At 53.7% G+C, this 16,529-nt stretch carries 14 protein-coding genes and 1 tRNA gene; 5 read left to right on the top strand and 10 right to left on the bottom strand.

Translation table 11 applies throughout. The features are described from left to right. The coding region (gene gppA / locus FDX03_RS10120) for a guanosine-5'-triphosphate,3'-diphosphate diphosphatase (protein ID WP_249357029.1) at positions 1-1,412 on the top strand (1,412 nt) is incomplete at its 5' end. 50 nt (positions 1,413-1,462) lie between these two features. Here gppA and rep read toward each other — a convergent pair. Continuing rightward, positions 1,463-3,484 (bottom strand): DNA helicase Rep, encoded by a 2,022-nt coding sequence (rep, locus tag FDX03_RS10115; RefSeq protein WP_061066911.1) that lies wholly within the window; start codon positions 3,482-3,484, stop codon positions 1,463-1,465. An 84-nt stretch (positions 3,485-3,568) separates the two neighbouring features. On the opposite strand from rep, the gene ppiC reads away from it, so the two are divergent. After that, on the top strand, positions 3,569-3,850 hold the full coding sequence (gene ppiC, locus FDX03_RS10110) for a peptidylprolyl isomerase PpiC (protein WP_003017999.1): 282 nt from the start codon (positions 3,569-3,571) through the stop codon (positions 3,848-3,850). Between the two features lie 93 nt (positions 3,851-3,943). Here ppiC and ilvC read toward each other — a convergent pair whose 3' ends face one another. Next, positions 3,944-5,419 (bottom strand): ketol-acid reductoisomerase, encoded by a 1,476-nt coding sequence (ilvC, locus tag FDX03_RS10105; protein WP_048214056.1) that lies wholly within the window; start codon positions 5,417-5,419, stop codon positions 3,944-3,946. A gap of 156 nt (positions 5,420-5,575) precedes the next feature. On the opposite strand from ilvC, the gene ilvY reads away from it, so the two are divergent. Further along, complete coding sequence (ilvY, locus tag FDX03_RS10100) at positions 5,576-6,466, top strand: HTH-type transcriptional activator IlvY (protein ID WP_101743117.1); 891 nt, start codon at positions 5,576-5,578, stop codon at positions 6,464-6,466. A 55-nt stretch (positions 6,467-6,521) separates the two neighbouring features. Here the strand turns inward: ilvY and ilvA are convergent, their stop codons facing one another. The 6 genes from ilvA to ilvL all read right to left on the bottom strand — a co-directional run bounded on the left by ilvA (position 6,522) and on the right by ilvL (position 13,074). Continuing rightward, positions 6,522-8,066 (bottom strand): threonine ammonia-lyase, biosynthetic, encoded by a 1,545-nt coding sequence (ilvA, locus tag FDX03_RS10095; protein WP_061068785.1) that lies wholly within the window; start codon positions 8,064-8,066, stop codon positions 6,522-6,524. Positions 8,067-8,071: 5 nt separating this feature from the next. Continuing rightward, positions 8,072-9,922 carry a dihydroxy-acid dehydratase gene (ilvD, locus tag FDX03_RS10090; protein WP_003844609.1) on the bottom strand — a complete coding sequence of 617 codons (1,851 nt, stop codon included), beginning with the start codon at positions 9,920-9,922 and terminating at the stop codon, positions 8,072-8,074. A gap of 60 nt (positions 9,923-9,982) precedes the next feature. Continuing rightward, a complete protein-coding gene (locus tag FDX03_RS10085) occupies positions 9,983-10,912 on the bottom strand; it encodes a branched-chain amino acid transaminase (RefSeq protein ID WP_061066908.1) in 930 nt (309 codons plus the stop codon). Positions 10,913-10,929: 17 nt separating this feature from the next. After that, positions 10,930-11,193, bottom strand: a complete 264-nt coding sequence (ilvM, locus tag FDX03_RS10080) for an acetolactate synthase 2 small subunit (RefSeq protein ID WP_003018017.1) — start codon at positions 11,191-11,193, stop codon at positions 10,930-10,932. Continuing rightward, the gene (gene ilvG / locus FDX03_RS10075) at positions 11,190-12,836 is read right to left on the bottom strand and encodes an acetolactate synthase 2 catalytic subunit (protein WP_137345886.1); all 1,647 of its coding nucleotides are present in this window, start codon (positions 12,834-12,836) and stop codon (positions 11,190-11,192) included. The genes ilvM and ilvG overlap by 4 nt, the downstream gene beginning before the upstream one ends. Positions 12,837-12,975: 139 nt before the next feature. After that, positions 12,976-13,074, bottom strand: a complete 99-nt coding sequence (gene ilvL / locus FDX03_RS10070) for an ilv operon leader peptide (RefSeq protein ID WP_001311244.1) — start codon at positions 13,072-13,074, stop codon at positions 12,976-12,978. Positions 13,075-13,426: 352 nt separating this feature from the next. Between ilvL and FDX03_RS10065 the strand changes: the two genes are divergently transcribed. Beyond that, positions 13,427-14,947: a YifB family Mg chelatase-like AAA ATPase gene (locus tag FDX03_RS10065; RefSeq protein WP_116361248.1), complete on the top strand. Its 1,521-nt coding sequence runs from the start codon at positions 13,427-13,429 to the stop codon at positions 14,945-14,947. A gap of 24 nt (positions 14,948-14,971) precedes the next feature. Here the strand turns inward: FDX03_RS10065 and maoP are convergent, their stop codons facing one another. Next, positions 14,972-15,310, bottom strand: coding sequence for a macrodomain Ori organization protein MaoP (gene maoP / locus FDX03_RS10060; RefSeq protein WP_003018025.1), 339 nt, complete (start codon positions 15,308-15,310; stop codon positions 14,972-14,974). A gap of 106 nt (positions 15,311-15,416) precedes the next feature. Here maoP and hdfR point away from each other — a divergent pair, with 106 nt between their 5' ends. Next, the gene (gene hdfR / locus FDX03_RS10055; RefSeq protein WP_101743119.1) at positions 15,417-16,262 is read left to right on the top strand and encodes an HTH-type transcriptional regulator HdfR; all 846 of its coding nucleotides are present in this window, start codon (positions 15,417-15,419) and stop codon (positions 16,260-16,262) included. Between the two features lie 102 nt (positions 16,263-16,364). On the opposite strand, the gene FDX03_RS10050 is transcribed toward hdfR, so the two are convergent. Then, positions 16,365-16,440: transfer RNA gene (locus FDX03_RS10050), tRNA-Trp, on the bottom strand. Between the last annotated feature and the right edge of the window lie 89 nt (positions 16,441-16,529).

Below are 16,529 nucleotides of genomic sequence, written 5' to 3'. Positions count from 1 at the left end.
AAGTGGCGGGAAGCATCCAGACGCTCACGCGTATTAAACGCAAGGTACGTCTGGCCGCTGGACTCAACAGCGACAACATTCTCTCCGCTGAAGCCATGGAACGCGGCTGGCAATGCCTGCGCTTGTTTGCTGAACGTCTGCAGGATATCCCGCAACCGCAAATCCGCGTGGTCGCCACGGCAACATTGCGCATCGCGGTAAACGCCGATGTCTTTATCGCCAAAGCGCAAGAGATTCTCGGCTGCCCTGTCCAGGTCATCAGTGGTGAAGAAGAAGCACGACTGATTTATCAGGGTGTTGCTCACACCACTGGCGGTGCCGATCAGCGTCTGGTCGTTGATATTGGCGGCGCCAGTACGGAACTGGTTACCGGCTCCGGCGCCCAAACAACCTCTCTGTTCAGCCTGTCAATGGGCTGCGTTACCTGGCTCGAACGGTACTTCACCGATCGTAATCTGGCGCAGGAAAATTTTGACGAAGCCGAGAAAGCGGCGCGTGAGGTTCTGCGCCCGGTCGCCGACAAACTGCGTTTTCATGGCTGGAAAGTTTGCGTTGGTGCCTCCGGTACCGTCCAGGCGTTGCAGGAAATCATGATGGCGCAGGGTATGGATGAGCGCATTACGCTGGCCAAACTTCAGCAGCTTAAGCAGCGTGCTATCCACTGCGGTCGTCTGGAAGAGTTGGAAATCGAAGGGTTAACGCTGGAACGCGCACTGGTGTTCCCCAGCGGGCTGGCAATCCTGATCGCGATTTTCACTGAGTTGAATATTCAATGCATGACCCTGGCCGGCGGCGCACTGCGTGAAGGTCTGGTTTACGGTATGCTGCACCTGCCTGTCGATCAGGATATTCGCAGCCGTACGCTGCGTAATATTCAGCGTCGCTTTATGGTTGACACCGATCAGGCGAACCGCGTCGCACAGTTGGCTGTACATTTATTCGATCAGGTGAAAGATGAGTGGCATCTTGAGGCCATTAGCCGTGAACTGCTGCAAAGTGCCTGTCAGCTGCATGAAATAGGGCTGAGCGTGGAATATAAGCAGGCACCGCTGCATGCCGCCTGGCTGGTGCGTAATCTCGATCTTCCGGGCTTCACTCCCGCGCAGAAAAAGCTGTTAGCCACGCTGTTATTAAATCAGACCAACCCAGTCGATCTCTCTTCGCTCCACCAGCAAAACGCCGTGCCGCCGCGCATCGCGGAGCACCTTTGCCGTTTGCTACGCCTGGCGATCATCTTCGCAAGCCGCCGCCGTGACGATTTAGTGCCACATATCACCCTGCAAGCTCAGGATGAAGATCTGACGCTAACGTTGCCGGAAAGCTGGCTGGAACATCATCCATTAGGTAAAGAGTTGATCGATCAGGAAATCCAGTGGCAAAGCTATGTCCACTGGCCGCTGGAAGTGCGTTAGATGCTGGCTGCCGGATGGCGCTCACGCTTATCCGGTCTACCAAATAAATATTACTTCTCTTTGGCTTTCGCCATCATTGCCCGGATATTCGCAATGCTGGCCTGCCCCTTTTGCATCCGCTCCTCAGCGCTCACCACTTTACGCTCCTGTTCCCAGATAACGTCATCCTGTGGCAGTTCCAGCAGGAAGCGGCTTGGCTCCGGACGCACCAGTTCACCGTACTGACGGCGTTCTTTGCACAACGTGAAGATAAGCTCTTTCTGTGCACGGGTAATGCCGACGTAGGCCAGACGACGCTCTTCATCAATGTTGTCTTCATCGATGCTGCTCTGATGAGGTAAGAAGCCCTCTTCCATTCCCACCATAAACACATAGGGGAACTCCAGCCCTTTTGAGGCATGTAACGTCATCAACTGCACCTGGTCCAGCTCTTCTTCACTCTCTCCACGCTCCATCATGTCGCGCAGGGTAAAGCGGGTAACGACCTGGGTCAGGGTCATTGGCTCTTCCAGCTCACTGCCTTCCAGCATCTCCGTCATCCAACTGAACAGCGTATTGACGTTTTTCATACGCATTTCAGCCGCTTTCGGGCTCGGGGAGGTTTCATACAGCCAGGATTCGTAATCAATGCCATGGATCAGGTCACGCACGGCAGCAATCGGTTCACGCTCCGCGAGGCGCTGGATTTCCCCCAGCCAGTGCGTAAAGCGGGTTAGAGAATCATAACCGCGGCCGGTCAGCGTCTGGCTTAGACCCATATCAAAGCTGGCAGTAAACAAGCTTTTATTACGCGTCATCGCCCACTCACCCAACTTTTGCAGTGTCGCCGGGCCGATCTCACGCTTCGGCGTATTGACGATACGCAAAAACGCGCTGTCGTCATCCGGGTTGCTCAGCACACGCAGGTAGGCGAGCAGATCTTTGATTTCCGGACGCGAGAAAAACGATGTCCCCCCGGAAATTTTGTACGGGATGCGGTTTTGCATCAGGAATTTTTCGAACACCCGTGACTGGTGGTTGCCGCGATACAGGATCGCATAGTCCTTATACTGCGTCTTATTCACAAAGTGATGAGCAATCAACTCCCCGGTCACGCGTTCCGCTTCATGCTCTTCGTTGTTGGCACTCAGTACTTTCAGCTCAGGTCCGTAGCCCAGCTCAGAGAACAACCGCTTTTCAAATACGTGCGGATTGTTAGCAATGAGAATATTTGCGGCCTTGAGGATACGTCCGGAAGAGCGATAGTTCTGCTCCAGCTTAACCACCTGCAGCGCCGGAAAATCTTTGCTCAGCAGTACCAGGTTCTGCGGACGCGCGCCGCGCCAGGAGTAAATAGACTGATCGTCATCACCCACCACGGTAAAGCGCGCACGTTGCCCCACCAGCAGCTTCACCAGCTCGTACTGGCTGGTGTTGGTATCCTGGTATTCATCCACCAGCAGGTAGCGGATTTTGTTCTGCCAGCGCTCGCGCACCTCTTCATTACGCTGAAGCAGCAACGTCGGCAGTAGGATCAGATCGTCAAAGTCCAGCACGTTACACGCCTTCATATGCGCGTCGTACAGGCCATAGCAGTGCGCGAAAATACGATCGCGTTCGCCTTTAGCGCTGGCTGCTGCCTGCACCGGGGTCATCAGATCGTTTTTCCAGTTGGAGATCGTTGAGATCAGCTGTTGAAGGATAAGTTTATCGTCTTCAATTAGCCCTTCGGTCAGTTCCTTAAGCAGAGCCACCTGATCGGTATCGTCAAACAGCGAGAAGTTCGACTTCATCCCCAACGCCGCAAATTCACGCTTGATGATATCCAACCCCAACGTGTGGAACGTGGAGATCATCAATCCACGCGCCTCTTTACGACCCAGCGTCTGCGCCACACGCTCTTTCATTTCACGCGCGGCCTTATTGGTAAAAGTCACCGCCGCAATATGGCGTGCCTGATAACCACATTCACGGATCAGATGCGCAATTTTATTGGTGATAACGCGCGTCTTTCCGGAACCCGCCCCCGCCAGCACCAGGCAAGGTCCTGTGACAAATTCGACGGCTTGTTGTTGTCCGGGATTCAAACGCATAAAGATCACTCAATGAAAGTCAGGAGGGGAAATTTAGAGCATGGTAGTATAGCCAGCCTCAACTACCCCACTCAAGGCACGATCATGGCAAAAACAGCAGCAGCAGTGCATATCCTTGTTAAAGAAGAGAAACTGGCTTTGGATCTTCTGGAACAAATTAAAAACGGTGCCGACTTTGGCAAGCTGGCGAAGAAACACTCAATCTGCCCATCAGGCAAACGCGGCGGTGATTTAGGCGAATTCCGCCAGGGCCAGATGGTTCCGGCGTTCGATAAAGTCGTCTTCTCTTGCCCGGTGCTGGAGCCAACTGGCCCGCTGCACACGCAGTTCGGTTACCACATCATTAAAGTGCTGTACCGTAACTAATAAAAAAGCCGGGTGGCGGCTGTCGCCTTACCCGGCCTACATTCTTGGCCAAATTGTAGGTCGGGTAAGCGCTAGCGCCACCCGACAATCTATTTAACCCGCTACCGCAATACGCTTCATATCCGTCATATAACCACGCAGTTTCTTACCAACCTGCTCGATAGCGTGGCCGCGAATCGCTTCGTTCACATCACGCAGCTGCGCGTTATCTACCGCACCCTCAGCAATAGCTTTGCCCAGATCGCCGGTCTGCAGAGTGGTCATGAACTCTTTCAGCAGCGGTACGCAAGCGTAAGAGAACAGGTAGTTACCGTATTCTGCGGTATCGGAGATAACCACGTTCATTTCGTACAGACGCTTACGCGCGATGGTGTTCGCGATCAGCGGCAGTTCGTGCAGTGATTCGTAGTAAGCAGACTCTTCGATGATGCCAGAATCAACCATGGTTTCGAACGCCAGCTCAACGCCCGCTTTCACCATCGCGATCATCAGTACGCCTTTATCGAAGTACTCCTGCTCGCCGATTTTACCTTCAAACTGCGGTGCGGTTTCGAACGCGGTTTTACCGGTCTCTTCACGCCAGGTCAGCAGTTTCTTATCGTCGTTGGCCCAGTCAGCCATCATGCCGGAGGAGAATTCACCGGAGATGATGTCGTCCATGTGTTTCTGGAACAGCGGTGCCATGATCTCTTTCAGCTGTTCGGACAGCGCATAAGCGCGCAGTTTTGCCGGGTTAGACAGACGGTCCATCATCAGCGTGATACCGCCCTGCTTCAGCGCTTCGGTGATGGTTTCCCAGCCGAACTGAATCAGTTTTTCCGCATAAGCCGGGTCAGTACCTTCTTCCACCAGCTTGTCGAAGCACAGCAGAGAGCCCGCCTGCAGCATACCGCACAGGATAGTCTGCTCGCCCATCAGGTCAGATTTCACTTCTGCAACAAAGGAGGATTCCAGTACGCCAGCACGGTGACCGCCGGTTGCCGCAGCCCAGGCTTTAGCGATCGCCATGCCTTCGCCTTTCGGGTCGTTTTCCGGGTGGACGGCGATCAGCGTCGGTACGCCGAAACCACGTTTGTACTCTTCACGCACTTCGGTACCCGGGCACTTCGGTGCCACCATCACAACGGTGATGTCTTTACGGATCTGCTCGCCCACTTCGACGATATTGAAACCGTGGGAGTAACCCAGCGCCGCGCCGTCTTTCATCAGCGGCTGTACGGAACGCACAACGTCGGAGTGCTGTTTGTCTGGCGTCAGGTTAACCACCAGGTCAGCCTGCGGGATCAGTTCTTCGTAGGTACCTACTTTGAAGCCGTTTTCGGTCGCTTTACGCCACGAAGCACGTTTCTCAGCGATCGCTTCTTTGCGCAGTGCGTAGGAAATATCCAGACCGGAGTCACGCATGTTCAGGCCCTGGTTCAGACCCTGAGCGCCACAGCCGACGATGACCACTTTTTTACCCTGAAGGTAGCTTGCGCCGTCGGCGAATTCTTCGCGGCCCATGAAGCGACATTTGCCCAGCTGAGCCAGCTGCTGACGCAGATTCAGTGTATTAAAGTAGTTAGCCATGATGGTGTACTCCGTGATGTTGTGTTGTGGTGCTTATTATTCGGTTCGCTTTTGCGAGAATGAACCCACTATATGACAGGAAATTTATTGCGGAAATTGATATATTCACAACGTCACATTGCAATATCTGCAACGTCAAAATAATGAGGTTCGCCGGTGGATTTACGCGATCTGAAAATGTTCCTGCATCTGGCGGAAAGCCGCCATTTTGGCCGCAGCGCGCGGGCGATGCACGTCAGCCCCTCCACGCTCTCCCGGCAAATTCAGCGTCTTGAAGAAGACCTCGGCCAGCCGCTGTTTGTCCGCGATAACCGCACGGTGACGCTCACCGAAGCCGGTGAGGAGCTGCGCGTGTTTGCCCAGCAGACGCTGCTGCAGTATCAGCAATTACGCCATACCATTGATCAACAAGGACCGTCGTTGTCCGGTGAACTGCATATCTTCTGCTCAGTGACTGCCGCCTACAGCCATTTACCACCGATCCTCGACCGCTTCCGCGCCGAGCATCCGTCGGTGGAAATCAAACTCACCACCGGTGACGCGGCTGATGCAATGGAAAAAGTCGTCACCGGCGAGGCCGATCTGGCAATTGCCGGTAAGCCCGAGACACTGCCCGGCGCGGTGGCCTTTTCCATGCTGGAGAATCTGGCTGTGGTATTGATAGCGCCAGCACTGCCCTGCCCGGTGCGCAACCAGATTTCGGTGGATGAGCCAGACTGGTCAACGGTGCCGTTTATCATGGCCGACCAGGGGCCGGTGCGCCGCCGCATTGAGCTGTGGTTCCGTCGCCATAAAATCAGCAACCCGTCGATTTACGCCACCGTGGGCGGCCACGAGGCGATGGTGTCGATGGTGGCGCTGGGCTGCGGCGTAGCATTGTTGCCAGAAGTGGTGCTGGAGAATAGCCCGGAGCCGGTACGTAACCGCGTGATGATTCTGGAACGTAGCGACGAAAAAACACCGTTCGAGCTGGGCGTATGCGCACAAAAAAAGCGGCTGCATGAGCCGCTTATTGATGCTTTCTGGAAGATATTGCCAAATCACTAGCCGCCGAACGGCGGCGCAAGCACCTTAACCGGCAGAGAGTCAGGCTCCCCAAACATTACCCTGCGAGAAAAAAACGAAACGCCGGGTTATGTGTTTCATCATGACAGTCATAGCCCAGTTCGTTCAGCCGCGTTTCGAAATCAGGTTCATGCTCACCCAACTCAAACGCCGCCAGTACACGGCCGTAGTCAGTTCCATGACTGCGATAGTGGAACAATGAAATATTCCAGTGCGTCCCCAGAGTATGCAGAAACTTCAGCAGCGCCCCCGGCGATTCCGGGAATTCGAAGCTGAACAGTCGCTCCTGCAAGGGTTTTGACGGACGTCCACCGACCATATAGCGCACGTGCAGCTTCGCCATTTCGTCGTCGGACAAATCCACTACGCTGTAGCCGCCGTCACTAAGCAACTGGAGGATTTCTTTACGTTCTTCCAGACCACGGCTCAGGCGTACGCCGACAAAAATGCAGGCATCTTTGGCATCAGCAAAACGGTAGTTAAACTCAGTAACCGAGCGCCCACCCAGCAGTTGGCAGAATTTCAGGAAGCTGCCCTTCTCTTCCGGGATGGTCACCGCCAGCAATGCTTCACGTTGCTCCCCCAACTCGCAGCGTTCAGACACGTAGCGCAGGCCGTGGAAGTTAACGTTAGCTCCGGAAAGCACATGCGCCAGCCGCTCACCGCGAATATTGTGCTGGGCGATGTATTTTTTCATTCCCGCCAGCGCCAGCGCGCCCGATGGCTCAGCCACGGCTCGCACGTCTTCAAACAAGTCTTTCATCGCTGCGCAAATAGCATCGCTATCAACGGTGATAATGTCGTCGAGGTATTCCTGGCACAGACGGAAGGTTTCATCACCAATGCGTTTGACCGCCACGCCTTCAGCAAAAAGACCGACGCGCGGGAGATCAACCGGATGACCGGCATCCAGCGCCGCTTTCAGGCAGGCGGAATCTTCAGCTTCAACGGCGATCACTTTGATCTGCGGCATCAGCTGTTTAATCAGCACCGCAACACCTGCCGCTAATCCGCCACCACCAACAGGCACGAATACGCGATCGAGATGAGCATCCTGCTGCAGTAGCTCCAGCGCCAGCGTGCCCTGCCCGGCAATCACCATCGGATGATCAAACGGTGGAACCCAGGTAAAACCCTGCTGCTGCGATAGCTCAATCGCTTTGGCTTTGGCTTCATCAAAATTCGCGCCATGCAGCAGCACTTCTCCGCCGAAGCCGCGCACGGCATCAACTTTGATATCGGCAGTAGCCGTTGGCATGACAATCAGTGCCTTCACGCCTAGTCGTGCAGAAGAGAACGCGACGCCCTGGGCATGATTACCCGCCGATGCGGTGATGACCCCATGCGCTTTTTGCTCTTCGGTCAGGCCCGCCATCATGGCGTAGGCTCCGCGCAGCTTGAAGCTATGAACGGGTTGACGGTCTTCGCGCTTGACCAGAATTACGTTATCGAGGCGCGAAGAGAGCTTGTCCATTTTTTGTAGCGGCGTTACCTGCGCCGCTTCGTATACCGGCGCACGCAATACCGCTCTGAGATACTCGGCGCCCTCAGGAGCACCAGATAGAGGTTGTGAATCCGCCATGGTCATTATCCCCCGAGTTTCGACTTATCGCGCACCGCGCCTTTGTCGGCGCTGGTTGCCAGACTGGCGTAGGCGCGCAGCGCAAAGGAGACCTGACGCTGACGATCTTTAGGCGTCCAGGCTTTGTCACCGCGTGCTTCCTGTGCTTCGCGGCGTGCCGCGATTTCCGCATCGCTCAACTGCAGTTGAATACCACGATTCGGGATATCGATAGCAATCATGTCGCCATCTTCGATAATCGCGATATTACCGCCGCTGGCCGCTTCCGGGGAAACGTGGCCGATAGACAGGCCGGATGTGCCGCCGGAGAAACGGCCATCTGTTATCAGCGCACAGGCCTTGCCGAGCCCCATCGATTTCAGGAAGGTGGTTGGGTAGAGCATTTCCTGCATACCTGGCCCGCCTTTCGGCCCTTCGTAGCGAATCACCACCACGTCGCCCGCCACCACTTTGCCGCCAAGGATCGCCTCAACCGCGTCATCCTGGCTTTCGTACACTTTCGCCGGGCCGGTAAATTTCAGGATGCTGTCATCCACACCTGCGGTTTTCACAATACAGCCGTTTTCCGCGAAGTTACCGTACAGGACTGCCAGACCGCCATCTTTGCTGTAAGCATGTTCCAGCGAACGGATACAGCCTTCGGCGCGATCGTCATCCAGCGTGTCCCAGCGGCAGTCCTGCGAGAACGCCTGAGTGGTACGGATGCCCGCCGGGCCAGCGCGGAACATCTTTTTCACCGCGTCATCTTTGGTCAGCATCACGTCATACCGATCGAGCGTTTGCGGCAGCGTCAGCCCCAGCACGTTTTTCACGTCGCGGTTCAGCAGTCCGGCACGATCCAGTTCGCCTAAAATACCCAATACGCCGCCTGCGCGGTGCACATCTTCCATATGGTATTTCTGCGTGCTCGGCGCCACTTTACACAGCTGTGGGACTTTGCGGGACAGCTTGTCGATATCACTCATTGTGAAGTCGATTTCCGCTTCCTGCGCCGCCGCCAGCAGGTGCAGAACGGTGTTGGTGGAGCCACCCATGGCGATATCCAGCGTCATGGCATTCTCAAACGCCGCCTTGCTGGCAATGTTGCGCGGCAGCGCAGAAGCATCATCCTGCTCATAGTAGCGTTTAGTCAGCTCAACGATGCGTTTACCCGCGTTAAGGAACAGCGTTTTACGGTCGGCGTGAGTCGCCAGCAGCGAACCGTTACCCGGCTGCGATAAACCCAACGCTTCGGTCAGACAGTTCATGGAGTTTGCGGTAAACATCCCTGAGCATGAGCCACAGGTTGGGCAAGCAGAACGTTCTACCTGCTCGCTCTGTGAGTCAGAGACTTTCGGGTCCGCGCCCTGAATCATTGCATCAACCAGATCGAGCTTGATGATTTGGTCAGAGAGCTTGGTTTTCCCGGCTTCCATCGGGCCACCAGAAACAAAGATCACCGGAATGTTCAGACGCAGGGAGGCCATTAACATCCCCGGGGTGATTTTGTCGCAGTTGGAGATGCAGACCATCGCATCGGCGCAGTGGGCGTTAACCATGTACTCAACGGAGTCAGCGATCAGCTCGCGTGACGGCAGTGAATACAGCATGCCCCCGTGGCCCATGGCGATACCATCATCCACAGCAATGGTGTTGAACTCTTTCGCTACGCCGCCAGAGGCTTCGATTTGTTCGGCAACCAGCTTACCGAGATCGCGCAGATGGACATGGCCCGGCACAAACTGGGTAAAAGAGTTCACCACAGCGATAATAGGTTTACCGAAGTCATCATCGGTCATCCCGGTGGCGCGCCACAGTGCGCGGGCACCCGCCATATTACGGCCGTGGGTGGTGGTAGCAGAACGATACTTAGGCATGCTTGATTAACTCCCGTCTGTCTAATAATTGGGACGGTGCGTGCCGTCCCAAATTTATGTTTATTGATTAACCTGATCCAACCAGCCGTATTTATCTTCCGTTTCACCGGTGAAGAGACCAAAGAAGGCCTGCTGGATGCGTTTGGTGACAGGGCCGCAGCGGCCTTCGCCCACCTGAATACCATCGACGCTGCGTACGGGCGTGATTTCGGCCGCAGTACCGGACATAAACACTTCGTCGGCCAGGTACAGCGATTCACGGGACAGCACCTGCTCACGCACTTCGATATCGAGATCTTTCGCCAGCTTAATGATTGCGTCACGGGTGATACCTGGCAGCGCGGAGGAGGTAAACGGCGGGGTAAACAGAATGCCGTCTTTTACTTCAAACAGGTTTTCACCCGCGCCTTCAGAGATGTAACCATTCACATCCAGCGCAATACCTTCCTGGTAACCATGACGACGCGCTTCGCTACCCACCAGCAGCGAAGACAGATAGTTACCACCAGCCTTAGCAGCGGTAGGGATAGTGTTTGGCGCAACGCGGTTCCAGGAAGAAACCATCGCATCGATCCCCTGTTCCAGCGCTTCAGCACCGAGGTAAGCCCCCCACGGGAACGCGGCGATAATCACGTCGGTGGTGTAACCCGCTGGCGGGTTAACGCCCATCCCCACATCGCCAACAAACACCAGCGGACGGATATAGGCGCTGGTCAGATTGTTTTTGCGGATCACAGCACGGCAAGCTTCCATCAGCTCATCAACGCTCTGAGAAACCGGAAAACGATAGATCTTGGCTGAATCACGCAGACGCTGCATATGTTCGCGATGACGGAACACCACCGGCCCTTTGTGAGAATCGTAGCAACGGATGCCTTCAAATACAGAAGTACCGTAGTGCAGCGCGTGGGACATCACGTGAACCTTCGCGTCTTCCCAACGAATCATCTCGCCATTAGACCAAATGTAATCAGCTTTTTTCGTCGTCATTTTTCTTCCTTTTGCGCTCAGGCGCGGATTTGTTGTGATGTGGTTGTGCTCTGGCAGATGGCAACATGTGCAACGTCCACCAGTTTACTTAACTGACTAAACAGTAAGTCGACCGACCGGGGGCTGGCAACGGTCAATTCGATATTTATATTCTGCGCATCGCTGGCGGCTTCCATATTCATGGAGCACACCTGAAAACCACGATGGCGTACCACGCGTAAAACACGTTCTAACGTTTCCGGATTGAAACGAGCCTCAACGGCGACCTGATGTTGCATCATGATAATTTCTCCAGCATTTCTGAGTTGCTGGCACCTGGTGGTACCAGAGGCCAGACATTCTCAAGTTCGTCGATTGAGACATGAAGCAGGTATGGCCCCTCGCTGTTCAGCATGGTGTCGAGTGCCGCTTCAACCTGGTCTTTACGGGTGATGTGCTGACCAGGTATGCCGAAGGCGCTGGCCAACATGAGGAAATCGGGGTTATCGGTAAGGGTGGTTTCGCTATAACGTTCCTGGAAAAACAGCTGCTGCCATTGTCGCACCATGCCTAACCGCTGGTTGTCGAGTAAAACTATCTTCAGCGGCAACTGCTTGCGTTTTACGGTGCCGAGTTCCTGTACATTCATCATGAAGGAACCGTCACCGGAGATACAGATTACCGTATCGTTCGGGCGAGCAACCTGTGCGCCAACCGCGGCAGGTAAACCAAAGCCCATCGTACCCAAGCCGCTCGAGGTGATGAAATTTTCCGGGCGGGTATAGATCATATGCTGTGCAGACCACATCTGATGCTGGCCAACATCCGTCGTAACAACGCTATCCGCTGGTTTACGGTCCGACAGTTGTTTTAACAACAACGGTGCATAGATGGCCTCACCCGGATGGTCGTAGCGCCAGGCATGCTCTGCTCGCAGTTCTGCACTGTGCTGACGCCATTCGTCAATCTTCAACGTCTGCTGTAATGCCGGCAGCAGCGAATTTAAATCGCCCTGCAGGGCCACATGCGCCTGGCGCAGTTTGTTCATTTCTGCCGGGTCGATATCCATGTGGATCACGCTGGCGTTCGGTGCGAAAGTATTCAGCTTACCAGTCACCCGGTCATCAAAACGCGCGCCAACTGCAATCAGTAAATCACACTCTTGCACCGCGAAATTTGCCGCTTTAGTACCGTGCATACCCAACATGCCCAAATAGTATGGGTAGTCAGCATCTACTGCGCCCAGACCTTTCAGCGTGCAAGCGACAGGCATTTGAGTAAGCGCAATAAACTCACGCAGGGCCGGAACCGCCTGTGCCATACCTACGCCGCCACCAACGTACAGAATGGGTTTCTGCGCCTGCGCCAGCATGTTACGCGCCTGCTCAACGTCAGCATGCGGAAAAGCCTCAACGTTTTCGACGGTGGTAAAATACGGCTCCAGCGTACCGCTGGCTAATTGGATATCTTTCGGGATATCCACCAGAACCGGACCCGGGCGACCGGAATTCGCCACGGAGAAGGCCTCAGCCATGATGCGCGGCAGCTCTTCCAGTGACTGCACCAGGAAGCTGTGTTTGGTGCAGGACAGCGACATACCAAGCACGTCCACTTCCTGGAACGCATCCGTTCCGATGAAAGGTGATGCCACCTGGCCGGTGATCGCGACCACTGGAACAGAATCTAACAGCGCATCGGCAAGTCCGGTGATCAGGTTGGTAGCACCAGGGCCGGAAGTGGCGATACACACGCCGGTTTTACCGGTCGCACGGGCATAGCCAATTGCTGCCATTGCCGCGCCCTGCTCGTGTCGGCACAACAGGTGCTCTACGCCGCCGTCATACAATGCATCGTAAACCGGCATAATTGCGCCACCAGGATAACCAAAGACGGTTTGAACCCCTTGTGCACGCAACGCATGTACCACCCACTGTGCCCCATTCATAGTTACATCCCCGCCGTAAATCTTGAGAAACAGAATTTTATGCTGTCGTTCACTTTCTGCTCCTCGTTTAAGTTTTTAAGGTCAAAAAAAACCCCCGGACCTTTCGGTGCGGGGGTCTTAGTTCGTTAAGGCTTGTTTTCTAAGCCTTTCCTCGTCCAAGTGCAGCCCCGCACGGTGGGATAATAATCACCACCACGCTAATCACGACCAGGCTAATCACTCGTAGAAGGGCTGTCATTTTTGTATTTTCTTGCATCTTGTTCGAAGGAATACCTAAAGAGTTACCATAGAATTTGCGAATAGCACAAGATATTTTTGTTTTCATTTTTCTGACGCCGTTAACGGTTTAGATAAATATCGTTGTTTTTTATACAAAAAATATAAAATGAAAATATTTCACGTTTCAGCGCATCAGCACCACCTGCGATCTCTTTCCTCGGCACACTTATACGCATTTGCGAGCGAGATTCCAGACATGGGGCAAGCAATTCCTGATTACACAAAAACACAGGAATAAGCATCTAAAAACATCAATTATGCAGAATCTTGCTGATATCTATTGCGACATAATATTCCCATCAGGAGGGGTTATGTCACTATCGATTGTTCACACACGCGCCGCCCTCGGCGTGAATGCACCAGCCATTACCATCGAGGTACATATTAGTAATGGCCTGCCTGGTTTAACCATGGTGGGGTTACCTGAAACGACAGTGAAAGAGGCTCGCGATCGGGTACGCAGTGCAATTATTAATAGCGGGTATGAATTCCCGACCAGGAAGATAACCATCAACCTGGCTCCGGCTGACCTCCCCAAAGAAGGGGGGCGATATGATTTACCTATCGCTGTTGCGCTTCTGGTCGCTTCTGAGCAGCTTACACCCCATAATCTCGATACCTATGAGCTGGTAGGCGAATTAGCGCTTACAGGCGCTTTACGCGGCGTTCCAGGCGCTATATCAAGCGCAACCGAAGCGATTCGTGCAGGCCGGCGAATCATTGTCGCTAAAGAGAATGCCGCAGAGGTTGGTCTAATACACGGCGAAGGGTGCCTGATTGCCGATCACCTGCAGGCGGTATGCGCATTCCTGGAAGGAAAGCATGATTTAGACAAACCGCAATCTGCAGACTTTACCGCCGAACCTTCACCAGAGGATCTCAGCGATGTTATCGGTCAGGAACAGGGTAAACGAGGGCTGGAGATCACCGCCGCTGGTGGTCACAACCTCCTGTTTATCGGCCCGCCTGGTACGGGCAAGACCATGCTGGCCAGCCGTCTCAGAGGGCTGCTTCCTCCACTTAGCAACGATGAGGCGCTGGAAAGTGCAGCGATCCTCAGTCTGGTCAATTCCGATACGATACAAAAACAGTGGAAGCAACGCCCTTTTCGTTCTCCCCATCACAGTGCTTCATTAACCGCAATGGTCGGTGGAGGCTCTATTCCTGCGCCAGGCGAGATCTCCCTGGCGCATAACGGTATATTATTTCTGGATGAATTACCTGAGTTTGAGCGACGCACGCTGGATGCACTGCGCGAACCCATTGAGTCCGGGCAGATCCATCTATCCCGTACCAGAGCAAAAATAACCTATCCCGCGCGCTTTCAACTCATTGCTGCAATGAATCCAAGCCCGACAGGCCATTATCAGGGGAATCATAACCGCTGTACCCCAGAACAGACTCTGCGCTACCTCAATCGGCTGTCAGGACCATTTCTTGACCGCTTTGACCTCTCCCTCGAAATTCCCTTACCGCCACCCGGCATACTCAGCCAGAGCGTAGTGAAAGGTGAAGATAGCGCAACGGTGAAGCAACGCGTCATCGCCGCACGAGAGCGTCAGTATCGGCGGCAAAATAAGTTAAATGCGTATCTGGACAGCCAGGATATCCATAAATTTTGCATGCTTCGCAGTGATGATGCGCACTGGCTTGAGGACACGTTAGCTCGTCTTGGATTGTCCATCCGCGCCTGGCTACGCCTGATAAAAGTCGCACGTACCATTGCGGATATTGAACAGTGCGACCATATCACCCGCCAGCACTTGCAGGAGGCCGTTGCTTATCGGGCGATAGACAGGTTATTAATTCACCTGCAGAAATTACTGGCATAAAAAAAGGGCTTACGCCCTTTTTTATTAATCATCAGATTCGGTGTAGTCTTCTGCACCTTCCACCTGAGGTTTCCCGCCAGACAGCGTGTGGAAGCGTTTTGGACGCTTAATGCGCGTCATGTATTTAGACCACACGCGTTCAGCTTCGGTAACTGGCTCACGTTCACCACGGCATACCGCAACAAACAATTTTTCTTCTTCAGTTACTGGCTCACGTTTACCCAGATCCAGCTCGTTGAAGGCATAGCCATGACGCTCAAGCAGCTGTGCCTCTTTAATGGTGAAATCACCATGACGGGAGAATCCGCGGGGGTAATATTTATTGTCGAAATATCGATTAGTCGTCGTAAAGCTTTCCGCCATCCTGCACGCTCCTAATTCTTTGGCCGAGCTATTTATGGCGCGGAGTATTAGTTACGCTTGACAGAGCGTCAAACAAAAGATTTAAATCATCACGACAAATAATTTTATGGAGCGCGTTGTGGATACGGAATTGTTAAAAACTTTCCTGGAAGTTAGCCGGACACGCCACTTTGGTCGGGCAGCTGAAGCGCTCTACCTGACCCAGTCGGCGGTGAGTTTTCGGATCAGACAACTGGAAAATCAACTGGGTGTGAACCTGTTCACCCGACACAGAAACAATATTCGTTTGACCGCTGCAGGTGAAAAATTATTGCCTTACGCTGAAACGCTGATGAATACATGGCAAGCAGCACGTAAGGAGGTCGCGAATACCTCACGGCACAACGAGTTTTCGATCGGTGCCAGTGCATCCCTTTGGGAATGCATGCTCAATGACTGGTTGCGGCGTTTATACCAATCTCAGGAGCCACAATCCAGCCTGCAGTTTGAAGCGAGGATCGCTCAGCGCCAGTCGCTAGTAAAGCAGCTCCATGAACGACAGCTGGATCTGTTAATTACGACCGAAACACCAAAAATGGACGAATTTAGCAGCCAACTGTTGGGATATTTCACGCTGGCGCTCTATTGTAGCTCTCCATCGCAAACCAAAGATGAACTGAATTACCTACGCCTGGAATGGGGACCGGATTTTCAGCAGCATGAAGCGGGATTGATTGCTGGAGATGAAGTGCCGGTACTTACCACCAGTTCTGCAGAACTGGCAAGACAGCAACTTTCTGTAATTAAAGGGTTTAGTTGGCTTCCCGTCAGTTGGGCCAGAACCAAAAGCGATCTTCACACAGTTACTGACAGTGCGACTCTTTCACGTCCGTTATATGCGGTTTGGCTGCAAAATAGCGACAAACATGCACTTATTCGCGATCTGCTGAAAACAAATATTTTGGAAGATTAATGAAAACGCTGGCAAGGATGCCGGGAAAAAATGAACTGGAAGATCCAGAACATGATGTTCAGGTAAAAAAAAATCCTTAGCAAGGATGCTAAGGATTGTTTCTGGCAGGGGCGGAGAGACTCGAACTCGCGACACCCGGTTTTGGAGACCGGTGCTCTACCAACTGAGCTACGCCCCTAAATTTTCTTATCATTAAGCCTGCTACTAAGCAGGCTTAATTTTCTAATAAGTGGCGGAACGGACGGGACTCGAACCCGCGACCCCCTG

The organism is Citrobacter sp. wls827 (genome assembly GCF_005280875.1).
Taxonomy (GTDB): Bacteria; Pseudomonadota; Gammaproteobacteria; order Enterobacterales; family Enterobacteriaceae; genus Citrobacter; species Citrobacter youngae.
This window is presented reverse-complemented; position numbering and strand designations above follow the sequence as displayed.

What these genes read in the sequence shown, in the direction of transcription:
- FDX03_RS10085 (WP_061066908.1), bottom strand. Translation starts at nt 10,912, where the DNA reads ATGACGACGAAAAAAGCTGATTACATTTGGTCTAATGGCGAGATGATT.
- ilvA (WP_061068785.1), bottom strand. Translation starts at nt 8,066, where the DNA reads ATGGCGGATTCACAACCTCTATCTGGTGCTCCTGAGGGCGCCGAGTAT.
- maoP (WP_003018025.1), bottom strand. Translation starts at nt 15,310, where the DNA reads ATGGCGGAAAGCTTTACGACGACTAATCGATATTTCGACAATAAATAT.
- ilvL (WP_001311244.1), bottom strand. Translation starts at nt 13,074, where the DNA reads ATGACAGCCCTTCTACGAGTGATTAGCCTGGTCGTGATTAGCGTGGTG.
- FDX03_RS10065 (WP_116361248.1), top strand. Translation starts at nt 13,427, where the DNA reads ATGTCACTATCGATTGTTCACACACGCGCCGCCCTCGGCGTGAATGCA.
- ppiC (WP_003017999.1), top strand. Translation starts at nt 3,569, where the DNA reads ATGGCAAAAACAGCAGCAGCAGTGCATATCCTTGTTAAAGAAGAGAAA.
- ilvC (WP_048214056.1), bottom strand. Translation starts at nt 5,419, where the DNA reads ATGGCTAACTACTTTAATACACTGAATCTGCGTCAGCAGCTGGCTCAG.
- ilvM (WP_003018017.1), bottom strand. Translation starts at nt 11,193, where the DNA reads ATGATGCAACATCAGGTCGCCGTTGAGGCTCGTTTCAATCCGGAAACG.
- hdfR (WP_101743119.1), top strand. Translation starts at nt 15,417, where the DNA reads ATGGAGCGCGTTGTGGATACGGAATTGTTAAAAACTTTCCTGGAAGTT.
- ilvG (WP_137345886.1), bottom strand. Translation starts at nt 12,836, where the DNA reads ATGAATGGGGCACAGTGGGTGGTACATGCGTTGCGTGCACAAGGGGTT.
- rep (WP_061066911.1), bottom strand. Translation starts at nt 3,484, where the DNA reads ATGCGTTTGAATCCCGGACAACAACAAGCCGTCGAATTTGTCACAGGA.
- ilvD (WP_003844609.1), bottom strand. Translation starts at nt 9,922, where the DNA reads ATGCCTAAGTATCGTTCTGCTACCACCACCCACGGCCGTAATATGGCG.